The 19,622-nt window shown below is 62.2% G+C and carries 25 protein-coding genes and 1 pseudogene; 14 read left to right on the forward strand and 12 right to left on the reverse strand.

The genetic code is table 11. The features are described from left to right. Positions 1–62: 62 nt before the first annotated feature. Positions 63–1,433 (reverse strand): annotated as a pseudogene (locus JQ573_RS38710) (transposase). Positions 1,434–1,807: 374 nt separating this feature from the next. On the opposite strand from JQ573_RS38710, the gene JQ573_RS38715 reads away from it, so the two are divergent. The 4 genes from JQ573_RS38715 to JQ573_RS38730 all read left to right on the forward strand — a co-directional run bounded on the left by JQ573_RS38715 (position 1,808) and on the right by JQ573_RS38730 (position 5,731). After that, positions 1,808–2,749, forward strand: a complete 942-nt coding sequence (locus JQ573_RS38715; protein ID WP_212320353.1) for a tripartite tricarboxylate transporter substrate binding protein — start codon at positions 1,808–1,810, stop codon at positions 2,747–2,749. Positions 2,750–2,774: 25 nt separating this feature from the next. After that, positions 2,775–3,971, forward strand: coding sequence for an FAD-dependent monooxygenase (locus JQ573_RS38720; RefSeq protein WP_212320351.1), 1,197 nt, complete (start codon positions 2,775–2,777; stop codon positions 3,969–3,971). Between the two features lie 62 nt (positions 3,972–4,033). After that, a complete protein-coding gene (locus tag JQ573_RS38725; protein WP_212320349.1) occupies positions 4,034–5,140 on the forward strand; it encodes an alpha/beta fold hydrolase in 1,107 nt (368 codons plus the stop codon). Positions 5,141–5,221: 81 nt separating this feature from the next. Then, on the forward strand, positions 5,222–5,731 hold the full coding sequence (locus tag JQ573_RS38730; protein WP_212320347.1) for a lipocalin-like domain-containing protein: 510 nt from the start codon (positions 5,222–5,224) through the stop codon (positions 5,729–5,731). Positions 5,732–5,803: 72 nt separating this feature from the next. Here the strand turns inward: JQ573_RS38730 and JQ573_RS38735 are convergent, their stop codons facing one another. The 6 genes from JQ573_RS38735 to JQ573_RS38760 all read right to left on the reverse strand — a co-directional run bounded on the left by JQ573_RS38735 (position 5,804) and on the right by JQ573_RS38760 (position 8,817). Then, entirely contained in the window at positions 5,804–6,526 is a 723-nt protein-coding gene (locus JQ573_RS38735; RefSeq protein ID WP_212320345.1) for an SOS response-associated peptidase, read from the reverse strand. 2 nt (positions 6,527–6,528) lie between these two features. Continuing rightward, positions 6,529–6,978, reverse strand: a complete 450-nt coding sequence (locus tag JQ573_RS38740) for a hypothetical protein (protein WP_212320343.1) — start codon at positions 6,976–6,978, stop codon at positions 6,529–6,531. Between the two features lie 10 nt (positions 6,979–6,988). Continuing rightward, positions 6,989–7,357, reverse strand: coding sequence for a hypothetical protein (locus JQ573_RS38745; RefSeq protein ID WP_249132753.1), 369 nt, complete (start codon positions 7,355–7,357; stop codon positions 6,989–6,991). 97 nt (positions 7,358–7,454) lie between these two features. After that, the gene (locus tag JQ573_RS38750; protein ID WP_212320404.1) at positions 7,455–7,727 is read right to left on the reverse strand and encodes a hypothetical protein; all 273 of its coding nucleotides are present in this window, start codon (positions 7,725–7,727) and stop codon (positions 7,455–7,457) included. Positions 7,728–7,834: 107 nt separating this feature from the next. Continuing rightward, entirely contained in the window at positions 7,835–8,386 is a 552-nt protein-coding gene (locus tag JQ573_RS38755; protein ID WP_409334728.1) for a response regulator, read from the reverse strand. A gap of 68 nt (positions 8,387–8,454) precedes the next feature. Further along, positions 8,455–8,817 carry a PRC-barrel domain-containing protein gene (locus tag JQ573_RS38760; RefSeq protein WP_212320338.1) on the reverse strand — a complete coding sequence of 121 codons (363 nt, stop codon included), beginning with the start codon at positions 8,815–8,817 and terminating at the stop codon, positions 8,455–8,457. A gap of 103 nt (positions 8,818–8,920) precedes the next feature. Here JQ573_RS38760 and JQ573_RS38765 point away from each other — a divergent pair, with 103 nt between their 5' ends. Next, positions 8,921–9,112 (forward strand): hypothetical protein, encoded by a 192-nt coding sequence (locus tag JQ573_RS38765; RefSeq protein WP_212320337.1) that lies wholly within the window; start codon positions 8,921–8,923, stop codon positions 9,110–9,112. A gap of 193 nt (positions 9,113–9,305) precedes the next feature. On the opposite strand, the gene JQ573_RS38770 is transcribed toward JQ573_RS38765, so the two are convergent. From JQ573_RS38770 to hspD, 4 genes are all read right to left on the reverse strand, one after another. Next, positions 9,306–10,538 carry a glycosyltransferase family 4 protein gene (locus JQ573_RS38770; RefSeq protein ID WP_212320335.1) on the reverse strand — a complete coding sequence of 411 codons (1,233 nt, stop codon included), beginning with the start codon at positions 10,536–10,538 and terminating at the stop codon, positions 9,306–9,308. Beyond that, on the reverse strand, positions 10,535–10,756 hold the full coding sequence (locus tag JQ573_RS38775) for a hypothetical protein (protein ID WP_028160473.1): 222 nt from the start codon (positions 10,754–10,756) through the stop codon (positions 10,535–10,537). The genes JQ573_RS38770 and JQ573_RS38775 overlap by 4 nt, the downstream gene beginning before the upstream one ends. A gap of 10 nt (positions 10,757–10,766) precedes the next feature. Continuing rightward, positions 10,767–11,096, reverse strand: a complete 330-nt coding sequence (locus JQ573_RS38780; RefSeq protein WP_011087974.1) for a hypothetical protein — start codon at positions 11,094–11,096, stop codon at positions 10,767–10,769. 67 nt (positions 11,097–11,163) lie between these two features. Next, entirely contained in the window at positions 11,164–11,619 is a 456-nt protein-coding gene (gene hspD / locus JQ573_RS38785; protein WP_028160472.1) for a small heat shock protein HspD, read from the reverse strand. Between the two features lie 478 nt (positions 11,620–12,097). Here hspD and hspE point away from each other — a divergent pair, with 478 nt between their 5' ends. The 4 genes from hspE (at position 12,098) to JQ573_RS38805 (ending at position 14,169) form a co-directional block, all read left to right on the forward strand. Further along, complete coding sequence (gene hspE / locus JQ573_RS38790; RefSeq protein ID WP_212320333.1) at positions 12,098–12,550, forward strand: small heat shock protein HspE; 453 nt, start codon at positions 12,098–12,100, stop codon at positions 12,548–12,550. A gap of 93 nt (positions 12,551–12,643) precedes the next feature. Continuing rightward, a complete protein-coding gene (locus tag JQ573_RS38795; RefSeq protein ID WP_212320331.1) occupies positions 12,644–13,135 on the forward strand; it encodes an Hsp20/alpha crystallin family protein in 492 nt (163 codons plus the stop codon). 52 nt (positions 13,136–13,187) lie between these two features. Then, positions 13,188–13,904: an NADH dehydrogenase ubiquinone Fe-S protein 4 gene (locus JQ573_RS38800; protein WP_212320329.1), complete on the forward strand. Its 717-nt coding sequence runs from the start codon at positions 13,188–13,190 to the stop codon at positions 13,902–13,904. Further along, complete coding sequence (locus JQ573_RS38805) at positions 13,882–14,169, forward strand: hypothetical protein (protein WP_212320402.1); 288 nt, start codon at positions 13,882–13,884, stop codon at positions 14,167–14,169. The genes JQ573_RS38800 and JQ573_RS38805 overlap by 23 nt, the downstream gene beginning before the upstream one ends. 103 nt (positions 14,170–14,272) lie before the next feature. Here the strand turns inward: JQ573_RS38805 and JQ573_RS38810 are convergent, their stop codons facing one another. Continuing rightward, complete coding sequence (locus tag JQ573_RS38810) at positions 14,273–14,476, reverse strand: hypothetical protein (RefSeq protein ID WP_212320327.1); 204 nt, start codon at positions 14,474–14,476, stop codon at positions 14,273–14,275. Between the two features lie 265 nt (positions 14,477–14,741). Between JQ573_RS38810 and groES the strand changes: the two genes are divergently transcribed. The 5 genes from groES (at position 14,742) to rpoH (ending at position 19,421) form a co-directional block, all read left to right on the forward strand. After that, positions 14,742–15,056, forward strand: a complete 315-nt coding sequence (gene groES / locus JQ573_RS38815) for a co-chaperone GroES (protein ID WP_028171493.1) — start codon at positions 14,742–14,744, stop codon at positions 15,054–15,056. A 48-nt stretch (positions 15,057–15,104) separates the two neighbouring features. Next, a complete protein-coding gene (gene groL / locus JQ573_RS38820; protein ID WP_161533219.1) occupies positions 15,105–16,727 on the forward strand; it encodes a chaperonin GroEL in 1,623 nt (540 codons plus the stop codon). 202 nt (positions 16,728–16,929) lie between these two features. After that, positions 16,930–17,277, forward strand: coding sequence for a hypothetical protein (locus JQ573_RS38825; protein ID WP_212320325.1), 348 nt, complete (start codon positions 16,930–16,932; stop codon positions 17,275–17,277). Between the two features lie 592 nt (positions 17,278–17,869). Next, positions 17,870–18,328 (forward strand): small heat shock protein HspA, encoded by a 459-nt coding sequence (hspA, locus tag JQ573_RS38830; RefSeq protein ID WP_212320323.1) that lies wholly within the window; start codon positions 17,870–17,872, stop codon positions 18,326–18,328. 166 nt (positions 18,329–18,494) lie between these two features. Next, complete coding sequence (gene rpoH / locus JQ573_RS38835) at positions 18,495–19,421, forward strand: RNA polymerase sigma factor RpoH (RefSeq protein ID WP_212320321.1); 927 nt, start codon at positions 18,495–18,497, stop codon at positions 19,419–19,421. Positions 19,422–19,622 lie beyond the last annotated feature (201 nt).

Below are 19,622 nucleotides of genomic sequence, written 5' to 3' on the forward strand. Positions count from 1 at the left end.
CATTCGGCAAGGCCGACCGGCTTTGATCCGCCGACCCCGACGCTCTCAACGCAACTCCTACGCTACGCAATGCACGTGGCATGAGCGGGTGGTGGTCGCGCAACGAACGACGCGAGGCGCCTCAGATTTTGAGCGATGGCAGCGAGAACAAACTCGTCCTGGGCGCCCCGTGGGCCACGAAGCCGGAGCCGCCCAAGCCTCAAGATGCGCTTCAAGTGTGCAAACTGCATCTCGACCTTCTTGCGCTGACGTCGCGACGTCTCGAAGCCCTCGGTGCCAGCGAACGACCGGGCGACGTCCCGCGCGTGCTCATGTATGTCGCGCGGGATCTTGCGCGATGGTTCTTTTGGACAGCACTGCGGTTTAAGCGGGCATGCGTCGCAGTCGAGCTTGCTCGCACGATACAGAAGCGTTTTGCCCTCGTGTACGGTGCCGCTCGTCCCGAGCCGCTTTCCGCCAGGGCAGTGGTAGACGTCGCTGGTTGGATCATATCGAAAATCGCTGCGCGAGAAGGTGCCGTCATCCCGTTTCGACTTGTCGAAGACGGGGATATGTGGCGCGATGCCCTTCTCCTCGACCAGCCAGTTCAGCATCGGAGCTGCTCCGTAGGCGGTATCCCCGACAAGCCGCTCCGGCTTGAGACCAAAGCGCTCCTCCGTCCGCTCGATCATGGTCTTTGCCGCGCCGACCTCGGCCTGGCGAATGGCACGGGTAGCTTCGACATCGAGGATGACGCCGAACTTCACGTCGATGAGATAGTTGTCGGCGTAAGCGAAGAATGCCGCGCCCTTGTGAGCGCCGGTCCACTGGGCCGCAGGGTCAGAGGGCGAAACGAACTTCGGGATAACGTCGCTGGCGGCGCCCCACGCGGTATCGTCGAGGGTCGCCAGATACTCCTTCACCGCGCGGCTTGACCTCGCCGGATCACGGTCCCTGCGCCAATCCTGACCCGCGATCGAGCGCTGCTTGTTGGCGTCAGCCGCAATCAGGCTCGCATCGACTGCAAAGCCTTCGCCACCAACCAGACCGACCGCAATGCAGGCCTCGACGACACGTTCAAACACACGACGAAAAACATCCCCTTCGCGAAAGCGCTCATTGCGGGCACGCGAGAACGCCGAATGATCCGGCACGGCATCCTCAATGCCGAGCTTGCAAAACCACCGATAAGCCAGGTTCACCTGCACTTCACGGCAGAGCAGTCGCTCCGAGCGGACCGCGAAGACATATCCTACGATCAGCATCCGGATCATCAGCTCCGGATCGATCGACGGGCGACCCATGGACGAATAATGAGGAGCAAGTTCGCTGCGAAGCCAGGACAGATCGAGAGCACTGTCGATCTACCGCACCAGATGATCTTCGGGAACCGCGTCGCTGAGATGAAACTCGTAGAACAGTTGACCTTGGTCACTCTTCAGACGGCCCATCATGGATCGACCTCGTCGCGATTCGCGTCAACACAACGGAATCACGCTTGCCGACCCGCCTCAACCGACTTTTGCAACAATATCGGCCCTAAGCCGGCATGGCCACGTCGACCGGCGACGTCCAGACTTGATGGTTGAACGGAAGCCTTGGCCAGTCCGAGTCTGCCCCCTAGCAGACTGAAGTCGTTTTTTGCATTGACCGATCACGTCCCGATTTTCGGGACGCTTAAGTTCACACTTGGGATGATTCCTAGGACATCGGCCCCATGACGGCCGACTAATTCACGTTCTATTGCTTCCGTACGCTCGGCTCCATCGCTGCCTCGAGGAGACAATCAGTGAATTATGTTGTCCGGAGTTCAATTACGGCTTGCCTCATGGCTGCCATTTGGATGAACGGTGCCATGGTCCGTGCCGCGGCCGAGGATTTTCCTCACCGCACGATCAAGATCGTCGTACCCGTTCCGCCGGGTCCATTGCTGGACGTGGTGCCCCGGATCATCGCCGAGAAGCTTTCGGCGAAATGGAGCATCGCCGTCATCGTCGAGAACCGGCCTGGCGCGGCTCAGAACCTCGGTGCCGAGGCCGTGGCCAGGTCGGATCCCGACGGGTACACGCTGCTGGCTTCGCCACCTGGACCGCTCGTCGTCAGCGGTCACCTGCGGAGCAAGTTGAGCTTCGATCCGGACGCGTTCGTGCCCGTGAGCCTGATGGTCAAACTTCCGACTGTCCTCGTCGTCAATCCCAAGGTGCCGGCATCGAACCTCGGAGAATTGCTCGCCTATGCCAAGGCCAATCCCGGCAAACTGACCTTCGGATCGCCGGGAACGGGGAGCACGCCGCATCTCGCCACCGAGCAGTTGATGCAGGCTGCCGGCATTCGCCTGGTCCACGTGCCGTATCAAGGAATGGCGCCGGCCATGAACGATCTGATCGGCGGTCATATCGACATGATGATCGACCTGTACGGCAACGTCGCAGGCAGCATCAAGGAGGGCAAGCTCAAGCTGCTTGCCGTCACGACGCCGGCTCGCCTGCGACAGGAGCCGACCGTTCCGACAATTTCCGAGTCCGTGCCGGGATTCGCCCATGAGGAATGGTTTGCGATGGTTGCTCCTCCGAAGACACCCGACGCTATAGTCGCAAAGCTTTCCGCTGCGATCGCGGAAGTCCTAGCGCGCCCCGACGTGGCCGGACGCCTTACCGATCTTTCGGCGACGCCGGTGGGCGGAACTCAGGACGAAGCCGCCGCCTTCATCAGGGCCGAAAGCATACGATGGAAGCGTCTGATCGACGCGACTGGTCTCAGGATCGACTGATGCCGAGTCCGGCGGAGCCGTCGAGATGAGCACACCCCGCGCCCTGGTCATCGGCGGCTCCCTAAGCGGACTGCTCACGGCGAACCTACTTCGGAGCATCGGGTGGCAGGTCGAGATCTTCGAACGCGCGTGCGGCGATCTCGCCGGGCGGGGGGCCGGGCTCGGCGCGCAGTCCGACCTGTTCATGGTCATGCGACAGATCGGAATCCGTATCGACAGGTCGATGTGGACGGAGGTGCGCTCGCACGTCTGCGTCGATCGAACGGGTGAGCCAGTCTGCCGGGTGCCGGTGCGAGAAGTGACGACGGCTTGGGACCGGGTCTACCAATCTCTCAGGGAATCCTTCAGGACCGGACAATACCATGGAGGAATGACGCTGCTCCGCTGCGAACAGTCGGAGCGCAGGGTCATTGCTTTGTTCGAAAACGGGACGCGCATCGACGGCGATCTGCTGATTGGCGCAGACGGCATCCGTTCGACGGTGCGTCGACAGTACGCGCCTCAAGTCGTCCCCCGCTATGCCGGCTATGTCGCGTGGCGAGGCATCGTCGAGGAAAGTCAGATCCCGCCACAGTGGCGCGCCACTACACTTCAGGACATGGTGTTCTGCCTTCCGAACGGCGAACTCGCGTTTTCCATCCCGATCGCCGACAGCGACGGGGCCGGCCACCGCAGATGCATGTTCGTCTGGTTTCGTCCCGCAAACTTCGAGACCACGCTGCGAGATTGGTGTACCGATGCGATGGGAGTTTGTCACGGAGACTCGATACCTCCTCCTTTGATCCGAAAGGAGGTCGTCGCGGATCTCCACCTGGCCGCTCGCAGGTTACTGGCTCCCCAGTTGGCCGAATTGGTCGCCGGCGCTCGGCAGCCGATCTTGTCTGCGATCTTTGATCTCGAAACGACGCGCATGGCGTTCGGTCGCGCCGCGCTGGTCGGCGACGCGGCTTTTGTGGCCAGACCGCATGTCGGCACCAGCGTCACCAAAGCAGCGCAGGACGCTTGGGCGCTTGCCGATGAGCTTGTCAAGGAAGGAGATGTCGGCGCCGCACTGGCGCTCTACGAACGTCGTCGAAAGCCTGCGGGCAGCGAGCTCGTCGCCCGCGGACGTCGCTTGGGCGAACATCTCGAGCCCGGAGGCGCCGGGCTTCGACCTCCGATCGACGCGCTTCTTGGGGAATACGGGCCTGGCGGGATCGGGGAGTGGCCCTCGACGGTCTAGTCGCGGCTATGGTAGTTTTCGGCCGGATATCTTGCCGAACGAAGACTCCTGGGTAGATCGTGTTGCCTCAAACGCAGCAGATACGTTTTTGCACCAGCCGCGATGGCACCCGCATCGCCTACGGAATATGCGGTAGCGGACCGCCGCTGGTGTGGGTCGCGCATTTCGTCCACCATCTGGACTTCGATTGGGACAGCCCGGTCTGGCGGCCTTGGATCGCTGCGCTTGCAAAGCGCCATACTCTGGTCCGCTTCGATTTTCGCGGGACAGGCCTTTCCGACCGTACGAACGTCGAGTTTACGTTCGAGAAGCTCGTCGAGGACTTCGAAGCCGTCGTCAGCGCGTCCGGAGTTTCCAGTTTCTCGCTTCTGGCCATGTCCGGCGGCGCGCGGGTCGTTCTTCCCTTCGTGGTGCAAAATCCTGATCGCGTCGACCAACTTGTCCTTTACGGGACGTCGGCGGCGGGACCCTTGACGGCCAAGGCTCCGCTTGAGCAGGTCGAGAACATGCAGGTCCAACTCAAGGCGTTCGAGATGGGCTGGCCGCAGGACGTCCCCGGGTTCGGCACCTTCCTGACGTCTCTGCACATTCCGGACGCGACCGCGGAGCAGGCCCGTTCCTTCAACGATCTGCTGCGCGTGACGACTTCCGCCGAGAACGGCGTCGCGTTGCTGCGCACGCTTGTGGAGAGCGACATGCAGGACCTGCTGCAGCACGTGCGCTGTCCGACGCTCGTCTTTCATTCCCGCCGGAGCGCGGTGTTGCCTTTCGATGAAGGCCGCAAGGTCGCGGCGTTGATACCCGGTGCGCGCTTCGTGCCGCTGGAGAGCCGCAACCACATTCTGTTGGGCAGCGAGCCCGCCTGGAAGCAGTTCGTTCGTGAGCTCGACGATTTCCTTGCGCACACTCCGCACGACGGCAATACCGAGTCGTTCGAGGAGTTGACGGCGCGGGAGCGCGACGTCGTCGAACTTCTTGCGCACGGCATGACCAATGCCGACATCTCGGCCCGGCTGAAGATCTCGGCGAAGACGGTCAGAAATCATGTCTCGACCGTGTTGGGTAAGCTCGGCGCGAACAACCGGGCTCGTGCCGTGGCCGTCGCGCGCGACGCTGGCTTCGGCCGGCGGGTTACGCCGCAGGCGAGAAGCAGCCAGCGCATTGAATAGCTGGATGACGGTTTGAACCGGCGTGGCTGTGCATGGTACCGTGCAGGCGCCTGGTCGAGACTATTGCCTAGGGATGGACCGATGACTTTGCGTGCAATTTTCGCCGCGTGCGCGATTGCGGCTTCTGGATTTATCATGATGACAGTCGACGCGATCGGGCAGAAGCAATCGTTGAAAGATCAACTGGTCGGTACGTGGACGCTGCTGTCGTGGGAGCAGAAGAAAACCGACGGCACCAAGATCGAGCGTTATGGGGCCGCTCCGAAGGGCATCGCTTTCTTCGACGTGGATGGGCACGACATCATCACGGTGATGCGATCGGATCGAGCCAAATACGCGAGCAATGCCCTGTGGCAGGGCACATCCGAGGAGAACAAAGAGACCGCGGACGGCACGATAACCTACTTCGGAACGTATTCGACGAACGAGGCAGATGGCAGCATCGCGATCCAGGTCGAAGGCAGTTCGTTTCCCAACTGGAATGGCGCGCAACAGAAACGCTTCGTCACGGTTTCAGGAGATCAACTGACGCTGACTGTTCGTCCTCCTGCGGGAGACATAGTTGACGTAATTTGGAAGAGAGCGAAGTGATCCGACAAGTAGATCGGCCCGTAGACATGCGGCGATGCTCCCGGTCCACCCGTCCCGCGGCTAGTACAGAACTTAGGCCGCTGGCGCCGGATCTTCCTTCACGCCGCGAGCTACGATCCGCAGCGCGCCATCCGGGAGCGGCCGCTGCAGCCGCAGTGCTTCGTCTGGCGACGCGGTCATCCAGGTCTCGACCTCCTGGGGCGTCGTCAAGATCACCGGCATCGCCTTCGGATGGATGGCGCCGACCTCCGCGTTCGGCTCCGTCGTCAGAAACGCGTAGAGGTCGTTGGTGGTCTCGCCTTCCTTGACCTTCCGGACCGAGGTCCAGTTGGTCCAGATGCCGGCGAAGCACGCGAGAGGACGGCTTTCGTCGAGGGCGAACCAGATGTCGCCGCCTTCGGCCTTGTTGAACTCGCTGAACGAATTGAACGGCACCACGCAGCGGTGCTCTGGACCCAGCCACCGTGTCCAGTGTTTGCTCTTCACGTTGCGGATGTTGGTCGTGCCGCTGTCCGGCTCCATCCGGAGCAATTCCTTAAAATCGACGGTCTTACCCTTCGCTTGCAGCTTTTCGGCCCGCTTCTTCGTCGCGTCCATGAGCGCCTTCGACGACGACGGCATGCCCCAGCGGGCAAGCGCGAGCTCCCGGCCGTCCGCGCCGTTGCGGACAATCGGCGCCCTGTAGTCGGGAAAGACGCCGGGCATCGGCGCGAGGTTGCCGACGTAGCGGTTGACGACGCGGAAGAGCGCGCTGATCGCGGCCTGGTTGGTCGTGATGCTGTAGAGGTTGCACATCGTCAGGTCTCCGGAGCGGCCTGGCGAGGGCGCTGGGCCAACTGTAGCAGCGTGGCAGCGGGCCGGCGATTAGCCTTGGCGCATTTGCTGCAGCGAAGTCGACTCGCCAAGTCATGGACGAACGTGGTCGGCGGATGGCGCAGCGCAGCCAAATCGACGTCGCGCTTGTTCTTGCAGCGCGAGCACTCGATCTCGAGCCATGGGTAGGTCCCGTTCACGGCCTGGTCGATCGTGGGAGACGGATCGATTGGACCGCCGTCCGCCCACATCCGCTCATTCCAGGACTCGCAGAGTAGCTTGTCGGCCTGACGGATCAGGGGCTCGCCTTTGGAGCGGGCCTCGGCGGCTTGGGCGGCGAGGATGCTGGTCATGGCGCGGGCCCGGCCGAGCTCCTTCTGCAGCGCCTTGCGGTCGCCGCCGCTAAGCGGGGTCGGGTGGTGCCTCGGCGCCATCCGGGCGCGATCACTCGAACGACGGCCAGCAGCCGTCTTCCTCATGGCGACCGGTGCGCTGCGAGCACGTGTTGTCCAAGAGCCGCCGCACGACATCCTTCCAAAGCGCCTCTCGACCATAGAGGCGAACGGCGTCCACCTTCTGGACCTCGACCACTCTGGCGCAGCGCCGGCAGCCCACCCTGAGCAGATGCCTAGGAATTTGGTCCAACCGCAGCGCCGCTTCGGATGGGCTTGACCGCGCCTCGGCGCGAGGATCGTCCAGGAGCGCCTGCCAGTATTCCGCGGGCAGATCCGCGTCGGGAGCCAATCCGGGCTTCTGGGACACGTTTCTGCCGACGAGAGCGGCCATTTTATCCATCTGCTTCGGTCTCGGCATGGGCCAGCTCGCGGGTCGGTCGGACATCGTTGAATTAGAACATTAAGAGAACAAATGTCGAGTCCGATCGGGCGATGGAACTCGAGAGAGGCCCTGATCAGGATGCCAGCTGACCACTTTGCTCCCGTGCGCATTCGGGACACGTGTCGCCAAGCTCGTCGAGGACATTTCTTATCAGTGCCACGACGGCTCGATTGGAAAGCCCGACGAGTGGATCGCGACGCGCGATCTCCAAGGCACGCTCCTTGGCATGGGGGTGACCGACGGCATCTCCCGGTTCTAGCAAGCTCAGTGCGGTCTCGATCTGCGCGAGCAGTCTTTCGATTTCCTCGCGCTCGTTCGGTCCAGGATCGCTCTCCAGTTGCGCCATGAGCCGTTCATGCGTGCCGCTGCGGCGGTGAGTGTGGCCGTCACGACGGCAGATTCCACCACGCGGAGGCGCTCAGCGATGCCATCCCGGCGAGACCCTGGACGATCTCAAGCGGCGCGCGTCCTTTTCGAGAGAGGACAGAGGCCTGCTGCGGGACTGGATGGCGGTCGCGGCGGCTCGCGCCGCTGCCGAGTGCAGGGCCAAGCCATCGCCGCCACGCTGACGATCCGCTGATCCGCGCCGAAGGATCGCAGCCTCCCAGCGATCCGGTTCAACCCGACCCGGTCCCGGTATCGAGTAGCTGCGAGACGGCGGCAGCCAATTGCGCCGGCGCAAAGGGCTTCTCGATCAGAAGGCTGCCATCGACGCCCTGCGATTTCCAGACCGGCGCGCTTGGCGCTCGTCATGTAGACCACGGGAAAGCCAGGCGCGATCTCCCTAACCTGCCGCGCCAGATCCCATCCGCTGATGCCACCACCCAGGTTGACGTCCGTCAGCAGCGCCTGACACCCTTCGTGGCCGTCGCGAAAGGTCGACAGGGCCGCCTCTCCCGAATGGACCGAGCAGGCCTCGAAGCCGCCGTCCGACAAGGCGTCCTCGATGAAGCTGCAGATCAGCACTTCATCCTCCACGACCAGGACACGAACGGCGTTACTCACTCTTCAAGTCTCCTCGACAGCCCATGCGGGTCGTCTGGCGTGACGGCGGGCGCGTTGGCCCGCCCGCCTCAAGCCACCGGCACGCCGTAGTAGGCGTTCACGGAGCGCGTGGTGGCGGGGTCGCTCCAATTCCAACTGCTCTCGTCGGCATATTTGGGGGCGCCGCGGAGCTGGTCCTGGGTGATGCCGCTGACGTAGCCCGCGAGGTTGGTGTCGTATTTCAGCGCCTGCCAGGGCAGCGGATAGTGATCGTCACCGATGCCGAGCAGGCCGCCGAAGCTCAGCACCGCGTACGAAACCTTGCCGCTGACCTTGTCGATCATGACGCGCTCGATATAGCCGACCTTTTCGCCGTCGGCCCCGTAGACGTTCGTGCCCTCGACCTTGTCGCTTCCGATAAGGCTGAACGTCTCGCGATCTTCCATGGCCATGTTGACCTCCCGGATGTTGTCTTCCGGAGTCAACGGGGAGGACGATGGCTCCGTTCCTGGCTGAAGCCATGGTGGCCTCGTTCTGGATGAGCGGAGTTCGAGGATGGAGCTGACCGAGCTGGAGCGCGAATTTTTGAGGAAGCTGCTCGGCGAATCCTGGGTCAGCCCGCCGATGTTCGACCATGAGATCGTGGCACGGCTGGTGGAGCTGGGTCTCGTGGAAACCGAGCCGCTTCCATCTGGCGATATCGAATACCGGATCACTGACGCGGGCCGAGCGGCGGCTACCGCGTAAACGTAGATCGGCAGATGCAGAAGGTCCTGAAGGGCATCGGCCGGTGATCAAAAGGGTGGAACGGAGGCAAGGCTGGGGCGGCATCGTCGGAGCTTGCACGGCACTAGGCCGCACACGCCTCAGGACCAGCCACGGGGAGTGCGGATCTTAGCGCCCTGGTGATGCGATCGCCGGACAAGGACGCCGACGGAATTCAGGCCTCCAGCCCCAGGCTCGCGCCACATCCTGAAGTTCGTTTTTGCTTCGCCCCCGCTGCGCCCTTCCGACGACCTTCTTCGGGTCGCATGATGACCTGTTCAAGCGCATCCAGCCGACCTATCGCGGGCGACCCTTCCAAACTACCCGCGGCCTTCGCGGATAAGGCGGCAACGGCCGAAATCTTGGTCTGCCGCGCAGCGTGGCTACGGAGAATGGAGTGGTAGATTTTCACGTAGTCCGATGCCATGCGACGGGAGGAGAACCGCTCCTCGAAGCGCATCCGGATCGCTTTCCGGTCCAACGCCAACAGCTCTGGAATGGCCTGCACCGCCTCATCGAGGCTTGAGACGATGCGCCCGGTCAGCCCGTCCTCGACGATCTCGGGGACCGATCCGCAGCGGAAGGCAAGCACCGGCGTTCCGCAGGCCATGGCCTCGATCATGACCAGCCCGAACGGCTCGGGCCAATCGATGGGGAAAAGCAATCCGGCCGCCCGGCCGAGAAACTCGGTCTTGGCGCTCTCGTTGATCTCGCCAACGAACTCGACGTCCGTCCCGTTCAAGAGTGGCGCAATGACCTCCTGGAAGTAGGCCTCGTCGACCTTATCAACCTTCGCCGCAATCTTAAGCGGCACGCCCGCAGCCCGCGCAATGGCAATGGCGCGGTCGGGCCGTTTCTCGGGCGAGATGCGACCAAGAAACGCAAGGTAGCCGCCCGCCGACGTCCAAGTCGACTTGTGAAGATCGAGCGGGATGCCGTGATATACGGTTCCGACGAATTTCGCGCTGGGCAATGGCGCCCGTTGCGCATTGGAGATGGAGATCAGCGGCATCTCCGAAAACCAGCGATAGAACGGCATGTGATCGGCAAGGTCCTGCCGGCCATGCAGCGTCGTCACTGTCCGTCCGGACTCCGATCGGAACAGAGGAAAGTGCAAGTAATCGACGTGAAAGTGCAGGATGTCGAAATCGTCAGCGCGCTCCCGCACCTTGTCGAGCATCAGCGCGTGATGCGGGATCGGGTCGCGGGCGTCCGGATCGAGGCGCAAAGCCCGGGGCACGCACGGAACGAGTTCGGCGGAGGTGATGGAATCGCCGCTGGCGAAAAGCGTGACCTGATGACCTTGCCTGATCAGCTCCTCGGTCAAATATGAAACGACCCGCTCCGTTCCGCCATACAGCCGTGGCGGGACGCTCTCGAAGAGCGGCGCAATCTGCGCGATCCTCATTCATTCCTCCCGTACAGCCAGTCACACCCGTTAAAGGCCGACGCCAGTTCAGTGGCCCCGAGCGCGGGGATGACCCGCGAGCCGTCGGTCTGGACGTGGCGCGCCTGCACGGGCTTCTTTCTGTCGATGCTCCAGGTCTTCGCATCCTGTTGCAACCGGCTCGTCCAACGCTGCTCCAGACGGTCGATTACGTAACGGGGTAGACGGATATCTTCCATGGGATCCTCCTCACGCCGCCAGCACCCGCGACGTGGAAAACCGTCGCTTTGGCTTTCCGCCGGGCGGATTGCGCGGATTGCGTGGGCCGCCATCCAGATCGCATAATGCATCCAGGATGGCATCGATGCTGACAGGCGCCTTCAGTCCATGGGGCGCACGAAGCCCCGGACATGACGCAATCGCCGAAGCGTCGGAAGCCCAGGAGGCGAGGATCGCCCGCTTCTCGGCCAGCGAAAGCGACGGATGCCTAACCACGTCCTTGGGATGCTCGAAGACGGTGCCGGGGTGCAGGAGCGCTTGGAAGTCGAAGACGTTGTCGGTGGCGGTCGTCGGCCGCATGTTTTCCTCCCTTCGAAGACGAGTGGATGGACGGCCCGTAGACCGGGCCGCCGCAATACGTACTGGTTCAAGCCGCCCTGGATTCGAGCTTGTGCAGGTTGTCCGGCGTCGCTCCATTGATGGCGATCCGTCGCGGCTTCATGGCCTCGGGAATCTCCCGGACGAGTTCGATCTTGAGCAGACCGTTGTCGAAGGACGCGTTCTTGACCTGAACGTAGTCGGCCAGGTTGAACTGGCGCTTGAACGCGCGGGTCGAGATGCCGCGGTACATAAATTCGCGTTCAGTCTTGTCCGTCTTGTTGCCCTCGATCGTCACGACGTTCTGCTCGGCCGTCACCGAGATTTCGTCGGGAGAGAAGCCTGCCACCGCGAGCGAAATCTGGTAGCGATCGTCGCCGAGCCGTTCGATGTTGTAGGGCGGGTAATTGTCCTCGGTCGCGCGCTGGGCGGATTCAGCGAGGTCGAAAAGGCGGTCGAAACCGATGGTCGAACGCCAGAGCGGTGAGAAGTCGTAACTGCGCATAGCCAGATCCTCCACGGAGCAAAATGGTTACGAGCGGCACCGGACACGACCGGTGCCCGTCTCTGGATTCGCCGAGCCCGTCAGGCGCCCGGAGAGCCGCCCTGCGGCGGCGACTCGAAAATTAGAGAAACCGAATTTGGTTTCAAGGGAGGCCCGGAAAATTTTCATGCCTGGGCCGTCTGGTTAACGGGCTTCCGCTGCGCCACCAGGGCGTCGGCGACATGAGGCCCGAGACTTTGCCCGTCGTCGGCCGAAGCGGCGACATTCGACTTTCCAGGTTTCTTCATGTGGCACGACCGGTCCGTCGGCCGGTCGCTTTTCGCGTCCTACACTCCCCTTGAAACGAAATCGCCCCATCCTAGTTTTTGTGCAGCCACGCGGGAGCGTGGCGCCGGATGCCTCTTCGGGTCCGGCAGAGGCCATCGGGGAGATACTCCGATGTTGCTCCTATCCATATTGCTCAGCGGAGGATGTGGTTATGAGAACCTACGATCTATCACCCTTCTGGCGCTCGACCATCGGGTTCGACCGCCTCTTAGACCTGGTGAACGATACGGTAGACGACGGCGACACTTTCCCGCCGTATGATATCGAACGCATCAGCGAGGACCAGTACCGGATTTCGCTGGCGCTGGTCGGCTTCACCCCGGCCGACGTGGCGATCACCGCAGAGCGCTCGACGCTCACGGTCGAAGGCCGCAAGGCCAACGAGGATGAACGCGACTACCTGTATCGGGGAATCCCCGTCCGGCCCTTCCGGCGCGTATTCAACCTGGCCGACTACGTCCAGGTCAAGGACGCGACGTTCGAAGACGGCCTGCTCAGGATTGCCCTGGCGCGGGAAGTGCCGGAGGCGCTGAAGCCGCGTCAAATCACGATCGACGTTGCCGGCAACGACCACCAGAAGAGCGATCGGACACAGGCGGCCTGACACCGGCTGCTGCCCAGCGAGCCGCTGCGCGGCTCGGTTCGCGCTGCGGACTGCTGGTCGATTGACGACCAAACCCGAGAAAGGAGGACCACAATGGCACTACGCGAACTCATTCCATGGAACAACGGCTCCCGCAATGTACCTGCGCGACGCACCGAGGGCGACAACCCGTTTCTTTCGCTGCATCGCGAGATGAATCGGCTCTTCGACGACGTATTCCGCGGCGTCGATATCGACCGGTTCGCCCCGCCGGCGACGATGGGGTGGCCCAGCGTCGAGCTCAACGAGACCGACAAGGAAGTGAAGGTTATCGCCGAGCTTCCCGGCATCGAGCAGAAAGACGTCGAGGTCGAACTTGCCGACGGCGTGCTGACGATCAGCGGCGAGAAGAAGAGCGAAACGGAAGACAAGGAGCGTCGCTTCAGCGAGCGCCACTATGGACGTTTCGAGCGGCGTATTCCCGTCGACGACGTCGACCAGGATAACGTCGCCGCGTCGTTCAAGAACGGGGTCCTCACCGTCACGCTGCCGAAGTCACCTACGGAACAGCGGAAGGTGAAAAGGATCGCCATCAACGGAAAGTAAGACGAAGCGGACGGGGGGCCGCCCCCGCCCGCCTGGTTCGAAGGAGGCGTTCATGAACATCGCGCCTTTATCGACACATTCGGACTTTACGACGCGTCGGCCCGTTTCAGAGACGCCGGTGACGAACTCGGTATTTCCGGCGGATGCGCAGGCCGTGATCTACAAGGCTGCCCCCTCGCCGATGACTTCGGGACGGGCTCGCGCACAGCGCTGGACGCTGCGTTTCGAGCGCCGCTCGGCCCCGTACATCGAACCGCTGATGGGTTGGACCGGCGACGACGATCCCCTCTCCCAGGTCAAACTTTCGTTCCCGTCCGCCGCAGCCGCCATCGCATATGCGCGCCGCCAAGGTCTGCAATACTCAGTGCAGGGCTTGCCGGCGCAGGGGGCGAAGCCGCGCCTGGTTTCGGACAATCCCGAGGTTGAGGGCCTAGCCGCCAGCCAGCAGCGGCGCCGACGGCTGGAATGGATTGAGCGGACCCTTGGGCCGGAGGTGATCCGCCACGGGTCCGGGCCTGGGGCTGAACCTGCCGAGAGCTACGCAGATCCGCAACAGGTGCTGCTGGACAGCAATCTGTCGCCGGCGCGAAAGCGCGACATCCTGCGGCGCTGGGCTCTTCATGCCTCTAAGATTGAGACGGAGCACTCGAAAGGTAACTTGCTGGCGACGCCTTCCCATCTCCAGGAAGTGATCGACGCGCTACTCGATCTCGAGGAGCCGCAGATTACGGCAGCATCCTTCGAGCATGTCGACAGAAAGGCAAGCTGACTTCGCGCAGGTGGTCGGCCCGCTCACGGCGAGGCGCCTCGCCTATCTTTCCGAAACAGAGGTAGCGCGATCATGGATGTTGAAGAATAAGTCAGAGTTTGATGCCATGGCAAAGGCAACCAAATTCTTGCGCAAGCAGGCCGACAAAGCCGAGCGAAAGGCGAGAGTGACCGCTGATGCAAACCTTTTGAACTTGGCAAAGGCCTATCGCACTCAAGCGGACGTGTTGAAGGCCAAGCGAAAGCAGGTAAAGAAGCGACGATGACCCAGGCATCTGAAATTGGCCTTTGATCTTCAAGCCGCAGGATCGGCAACAATGGCGCGCTTTCATCTCGCCGGGGCTTCGGGCACCGCGCCTCAGTTTGCCTTCATCTGAAATTGGCGATCGAATCGTGCTTCGCCGGCGCCATCTCCAAAGGACTCGATGCAGCGACCTGCGGGCTTGGCGGCTCGATCTCCGCCGGTTTTGACCCGTCGGACGAACCCAGAATGAACAGGAGGCCGGCGACCAACATGAGACCCGCACACAGCACCGCCAGACCAGCAATCACCAGGTCGCGATAGTCGTCCATGGTCGTCGTTCTTGGCGGAGTCCAACATTGCGCAGACGACCTCAATCCGCGGTCAGCTACGGAGGGAGGGCGGTGAATGGAAGATCAACTGGTCGCGCCAAATTCGCCGTTCAAGACCGCGGTTGGCAGTCGGACGGCCGGAGTGACAAAAATTTTTCAAAGACCTCTTGAACGGCCGTTTTTCGGATCCTAGGTCGTTTTCGCCCGGGGGCCGGTTGCCCGGACCCGGTTTTTGGACATCGCTGAACTGACATGGAGGATGTGCATGCATTTCCGCCCACTGCACGACCGCGTGCTTGTGCGCCGCATTGATGCCGAGGAAAAGACCGCCGGCGGCATCATCATTCCCGACACCGCAAAGGAGAAGCCGCAGGAAGGCGAGATCATCGCCGCGGGCTCCGGTGGCAGAAACGAGCAAGGCCAGTTGATCCCGATCGATGTCAAGCCGGGAGACCGCGTTTTGTTCGGCAAATGGTCGGGTACCGAAGTGAAGATCGACGGCCAGGACTACTTGATCATGAAGGAGAGCGATCTTCTGGGCGTGGTCGACAAGACCGGCTCGGTCAAGAAGGCCGCCTGAGCACAACTTACGAAGCCGACAGTCATTGAGGAGAGAGGAGCAACGAACATGGCTGCCAAGGAGGTGAAATTCTCCACAGACGCCCGTGACCGGGTGCTGCGGGGAGTGGATACGCTGGCGAATGCGGTCAAGGTCACGCTCGGCCCCAAGGGGCGGAATGTCGTGATCGAGAAATCCTTCGGTGCGCCGCGCATCACCAAGGATGGCGTGACCGTCGCCAAGGAGATCGAATTGGAGGACAAGTTCGAGAACATGGGCGCGCAGATGGTGCGGGAGGTCGCCTCCAAGACGAGTGACCTCGCGGGCGACGGGACCACCACCGCGACCGTGCTGGCCCAGGCCATCGTCAAGGAAGGCGCGAAGTCCGTCGCCGCCGGCATGAACCCGATGGACCTCAAGCGCGGCATCGATCTGGCCGTCGAAGCCATCGTCAATGATTTGAAGGCGCACGCCAAGAAAGTCACCACCAACGAGGAGATCGCCCAGATCGCGACCATCTCGGCCAATGGCGATATCGAGATCGGTCGCTTTCTTGCCGACGCCATGCAGAAGGTCGGTAACGACGGGGTCATCACCGTAGAGGAAGCCAAGAGCCTCGATACCGAGCTCGAGGTGGTCGAAGGCATGCAGTTCGATCGCGGCTATGTGTCACCCTACTTCGTCACCAATGCCGAGAAGATGCGGGTCGAGTTCGAAGACCCCTACATCCTGATCCATGAGAAGAAGCTGTCGACCCTGCAGTCCATGCTGCCGCTGCTCGAAGCCGTCGTGCAGTCCGGCAAGCCGCTGCTCGTCGTTGCCGAGGATGTCGAAGGTGAAGCGCTCGCGACCCTCGTCGTCAACCGGCTGCGCGGCGGGTTGAAGGTCGCGGCCGTGAAGGCGCCCGGCTTCGGCGATCGCCGCAAGGCCATGCTGGAGGACATCGCGATCCTGACGGGTGGCCAGGCGATCTCGGAGGATCTCGGCATCAAGCTCGAGAACGTCACGCTCAAGATGCTCGGCCGCGCCAAGAAGGTCGTCATCGACAAGGAGAACACGACCATCGTCAACGGTGCGGGGTCCAAGAAGGACATCGAGGCCCGCGTCACCCAGATCAAGATGCAGATCGAGGAGACTACCTCCGACTACGATCGCGAGAAGTTGCAGGAGCGGCTTGCGAAGCTCGCCGGCGGCGTCGCGGTGATCCGCGTTGGTGGCGCGACCGAAGTCGAGGTCAAGGAACGCAAGGATCGCGTCGATGACGCGATGCACGCGACCAGGGCGGCAGTCGAGGAAGGCATCCTGCCCGGCGGCGGCGTCGCGCTGCTGCGCGGCCTGAAGGCGCTCGATGCCATCAAGACCGTGAATGCCGACCAGAAGGCCGGCGTCGACATCGTGCGCCGCGCGATCCAGGTGCCGGCGCGGCAGATTGTGCAGAACGCCGGCGAAGACGGCTCGCTGGTGGTCGGTAAGCTGCTGGAGAACTCCAGCTACAATTGGGGCTTCAATGCCGCCAGCGGCGAATACCAGGACCTGGCGAAGGCAGGCGTGATCGATCCCGCCAAGGTCGTTCGCACCGCGTTGCAGGATGCGGCTTCCGTCGCCGCGCTGCTGATCACGACGGAAGCGCTGATCGCCGAGAAGCCGAAGAAGTCCGAGCCGGCGCCCGCAGCGCCGCCGATGGACTTCTAGCCAAGATCGAGCCCGGCCGCCACCGGCCGGGCTCGACCACTAACCAAAAGAGAAAGGAACGCAAAGCACAAGGAGACCCAGATGAGCACACGCATGCAATCTCGATCGCGCAAGAGCGGGGCGACTGTAATGCATTGGCTCATGTTCGCCCTCAGCCTTCTCACGATCGCCTGGATCAGTTTTCGACCGATTGGAGGATGAGATGATCAGAGATCAAACCGTTGTCTCCGCTCATGCGGAGAACCGCAAACAAGCCTTCGGACAGCGCGTGGTCCGCGGGATTCTCACGGCCTCGATGACAGCGGTCCTGGTCCTGCCGTCGCTGGCGGCTTGGGGGGTGGATGGCCCGCGCAGCAAGCCGGAGTCGGGGCAGGTTTTCGGGACGATCGCGCTGCCGCCGATCCCGTATCTGGATTCGATGCCCTGGTTGACGTGGGGCGCCGGCGTGAACACGTTGAAGGTCGACATGCTCCTTTCACCGATCCTGGACCCATCGGGAATCAAGCTTATGCCGGAAGACCGCAATAGGGAGAGACCAGCGATCGGCTAGTTTCATTCACTCACCGGGATGCGATCTCGACCGATTGCGCTGATCGCATCCCCCGGCCGGCTCCCCCCTCGCTATTCGATCATGTCGGACGTACTGACCAGCGTCCGGTTTCCGCCTGAGACGCTCGTATTTGAGCGGGCCGCCAGGGTCCGATCCTTCGTGGTTGAGAGCCAACGCAGAGCAATCGAGCATTGCGGCGACTTCTCAAAGCACAGGATCTCGCTGCAGAACATCGCCAAAGGCTCACCCGGTTGGTCGAACTGGCCGAAGCGGAATTGCAGCGTTTACACGCCTGACGATCGAACTCAGTACGATATTGCCGCATCGCTTACCGACGCAGGGGCGTCTGGTAAGGCCCCTGAAGACCCCTCGATGGCTTTGCCTAATTTTGAAGACGTGCTCCGTGGCTCGGTAACATTGGGTTAGTTTTCGGACAAAAATTCTCCGCTTTCTACTTGAAACCAAAAGGCGATTTGCTAGTTTTCTGCTCGCCGCGACAAGCGGTCCGGGCGCCCTAGGGGCCCGGCGGAGACGGGCGCCGGAGGTGTCCGACGCCTGCTCGTACCCATCTTGCTCCTTGGAGGATTTGGCTATGAGGACTTACAACATCAGCCCCCTGTGGCGATCAACTATCGGCTTCGACCGCGTGTTCGATCTGGTCGACGCGGCCCGGCACACCGCCGGCGAAGCCAACTACCCACCCTGCAATGTAGAACGCCTGTCTGACGACCGGTATCGGATTTCGCTGGCTTTGGCCGGTTTCTCCCCCGATGAAATCACCGTGACGGCCGAACAGAGCGTGCTCACCATCGAAGGTGGCAAGGGCGAAAAAGGACGGCGGGACTTCGTCTATCGAGGCATCTCGTCGCGACCTTTCAAGCGGCAGTTCGGTCTGGCTGCCCACGTCCGGGTCGAGGGAGCACGGTTCGACAACGGCCTGCTGCAGATCGAGTTGGTTCGCGAGATTCCGGACGCCATGAAGCCTCGCCGGATCCCGATTGACAATTTGGCCGCATCCGACGTCCAGCAGATCGAGCGCGAAGCGGCCTGACGGCTTGGTTGTTCGACGGGCTCACCACAAGGCCGAGCCGCTTACCGGCCGCCGCACCTGTGCCGGCGTGTCCGTACGCGTGCCCCTCGATCAAGCGAGATCGAGCCGGTCGATTGAGGCCCGATGAAACGAGTCCAATTCCTTAGCTCTAATGGGGGCTTGCAAGATGTTTAACAATGCCGCTCTACCTGCCCCGTCTGTCGACGCTGGGCTGTCGAAATATCTCGTCGAGATCCGTAAGTTTCCCTTGCTCAAGCCCGAGCAGGAGCTCGCCTACGCAAGGCGCTGGCGCGAGCACCGGGATCGCGACGCAGCGTACCACCTGGTGACCAGTCATCTCAGGCTCGTCGCCAAGATAGCGATGCGCTATCGCGGTTACGGCCTCCCGATCGCGGAAATTGTCTCGGAAGGAAACATTGGCTTGATGCAGGCTGTGAGGCGGTTTGATCCGGATCGGGGCGTTCGCCTTGCCACCTATGCGATGTGGTGGATCAGGGCCTCCATCCAGGAGTACATCCTGCGGTCCTGGTCGCTGGTCAAGATCGCCGCGAGCGCCAGCCAGAAAAAGCTTTTCTTCAAACTGCGGAGGGCCAAAAGCGCGATCTCTGCGCTACAGGACGGCGATTTGCGTCCGGAGCAGGTCAGGCTAATTGCTGAGCGCCTCAAGGTGGCTGAACGAGACGTTGTCGCCATGGACCGCCGCCTGCGTGGAGACGCTTCCTTGAATGTACCGATCCACGACGAGGATGAGGGCGGACAAACGTTGGATTGGCTTGTCGATCCCGCGCCGACTTGTGAAATCACGTTGGCCGAGGAGCAGGAGGCCAAGCAGCGTCGTCTGGCCCTCGCTAACGCCCTCGCCAACCTCAACGCTCGCGAACGCAACATCTTCACCGCGCGCTGGCTGAACGAGGAGTCGACGACCCTTGAAGAACTTGCCGCGGAATATGGAGTATCCCGCGAACGGGTTCGCCAGATCGAGGAGCGAGCGTTTCAAAAGGTAAAGGCTGCGATGCTGACAAGTCGACATGAGGCCAATGGCCCGCCGTCTTCCCGCGCGAAAGAAATGAAGCAGGGGGTGGCTTGGGCCTAAGCCCGCAAAAAGATCACTGGACTGATCGCCATGTTTACTCCGTTGGTCATTCTTCTCGTGATGGCAAACACAGCCGCAGCGACTGGAGCAGTCGTTGTCGCCTTGCAGGCCGCGATGTTCGAGACAGGTTGTGCGGCTCGCCGGCGTTGACGGTGGAGGGAGCCGGCATCGCCAACACCGACTTGTCTTGACAACAGCTGG

The organism is Bradyrhizobium sp. AUGA SZCCT0105 (assembly GCF_018129565.1).
Taxonomy (GTDB): Bacteria; Pseudomonadota; Alphaproteobacteria; order Rhizobiales; family Xanthobacteraceae; genus Bradyrhizobium.

Bases quoted from the DNA above. Each gene is read 5' to 3' on its own strand.
- JQ573_RS38715 (WP_212320353.1), top strand. From the start codon at position 1,808: ATGGCTGCCATTTGGATGAACGGTGCCATGGTCCGTGCCGCGGCCGAG.
- JQ573_RS38720 (WP_212320351.1), top strand. From the start codon at position 2,775: ATGAGCACACCCCGCGCCCTGGTCATCGGCGGCTCCCTAAGCGGACTG.
- JQ573_RS38730 (WP_212320347.1), top strand. From the start codon at position 5,222: ATGACTTTGCGTGCAATTTTCGCCGCGTGCGCGATTGCGGCTTCTGGA.
- JQ573_RS38735 (WP_212320345.1), bottom strand. From the start codon at position 6,526: ATGTGCAACCTCTACAGCATCACGACCAACCAGGCCGCGATCAGCGCG.
- JQ573_RS38740 (WP_212320343.1), bottom strand. From the start codon at position 6,978: ATGGCGCCGAGGCACCACCCGACCCCGCTTAGCGGCGGCGACCGCAAG.
- JQ573_RS38745 (WP_249132753.1), bottom strand. From the start codon at position 7,357: ATGCCGAGACCGAAGCAGATGGATAAAATGGCCGCTCTCGTCGGCAGA.
- JQ573_RS38750 (WP_212320404.1), bottom strand. From the start codon at position 7,727: ATGGCGCAACTGGAGAGCGATCCTGGACCGAACGAGCGCGAGGAAATC.
- JQ573_RS38760 (WP_212320338.1), bottom strand. From the start codon at position 8,817: ATGGCCATGGAAGATCGCGAGACGTTCAGCCTTATCGGAAGCGACAAG.
- JQ573_RS38765 (WP_212320337.1), top strand. From the start codon at position 8,921: ATGGAGCTGACCGAGCTGGAGCGCGAATTTTTGAGGAAGCTGCTCGGC.
- JQ573_RS38770 (WP_212320335.1), bottom strand. From the start codon at position 10,538: ATGAGGATCGCGCAGATTGCGCCGCTCTTCGAGAGCGTCCCGCCACGG.
- JQ573_RS38775 (WP_028160473.1), bottom strand. From the start codon at position 10,756: ATGGAAGATATCCGTCTACCCCGTTACGTAATCGACCGTCTGGAGCAG.
- JQ573_RS38780 (WP_011087974.1), bottom strand. From the start codon at position 11,096: ATGCGGCCGACGACCGCCACCGACAACGTCTTCGACTTCCAAGCGCTC.
- hspD (WP_028160472.1), bottom strand. From the start codon at position 11,619: ATGCGCAGTTACGACTTCTCACCGCTCTGGCGTTCGACCATCGGTTTC.
- hspE (WP_212320333.1), top strand. From the start codon at position 12,098: ATGAGAACCTACGATCTATCACCCTTCTGGCGCTCGACCATCGGGTTC.
- JQ573_RS38795 (WP_212320331.1), top strand. From the start codon at position 12,644: ATGGCACTACGCGAACTCATTCCATGGAACAACGGCTCCCGCAATGTA.
- JQ573_RS38800 (WP_212320329.1), top strand. From the start codon at position 13,188: ATGAACATCGCGCCTTTATCGACACATTCGGACTTTACGACGCGTCGG.
- JQ573_RS38805 (WP_212320402.1), top strand. From the start codon at position 13,882: ATGTCGACAGAAAGGCAAGCTGACTTCGCGCAGGTGGTCGGCCCGCTC.
- JQ573_RS38810 (WP_212320327.1), bottom strand. From the start codon at position 14,476: ATGGACGACTATCGCGACCTGGTGATTGCTGGTCTGGCGGTGCTGTGT.
- groES (WP_028171493.1), top strand. From the start codon at position 14,742: ATGCATTTCCGCCCACTGCACGACCGCGTGCTTGTGCGCCGCATTGAT.
- groL (WP_161533219.1), top strand. From the start codon at position 15,105: ATGGCTGCCAAGGAGGTGAAATTCTCCACAGACGCCCGTGACCGGGTG.
- JQ573_RS38825 (WP_212320325.1), top strand. From the start codon at position 16,930: ATGATCAGAGATCAAACCGTTGTCTCCGCTCATGCGGAGAACCGCAAA.
- hspA (WP_212320323.1), top strand. From the start codon at position 17,870: ATGAGGACTTACAACATCAGCCCCCTGTGGCGATCAACTATCGGCTTC.
- rpoH (WP_212320321.1), top strand. From the start codon at position 18,495: ATGTTTAACAATGCCGCTCTACCTGCCCCGTCTGTCGACGCTGGGCTG.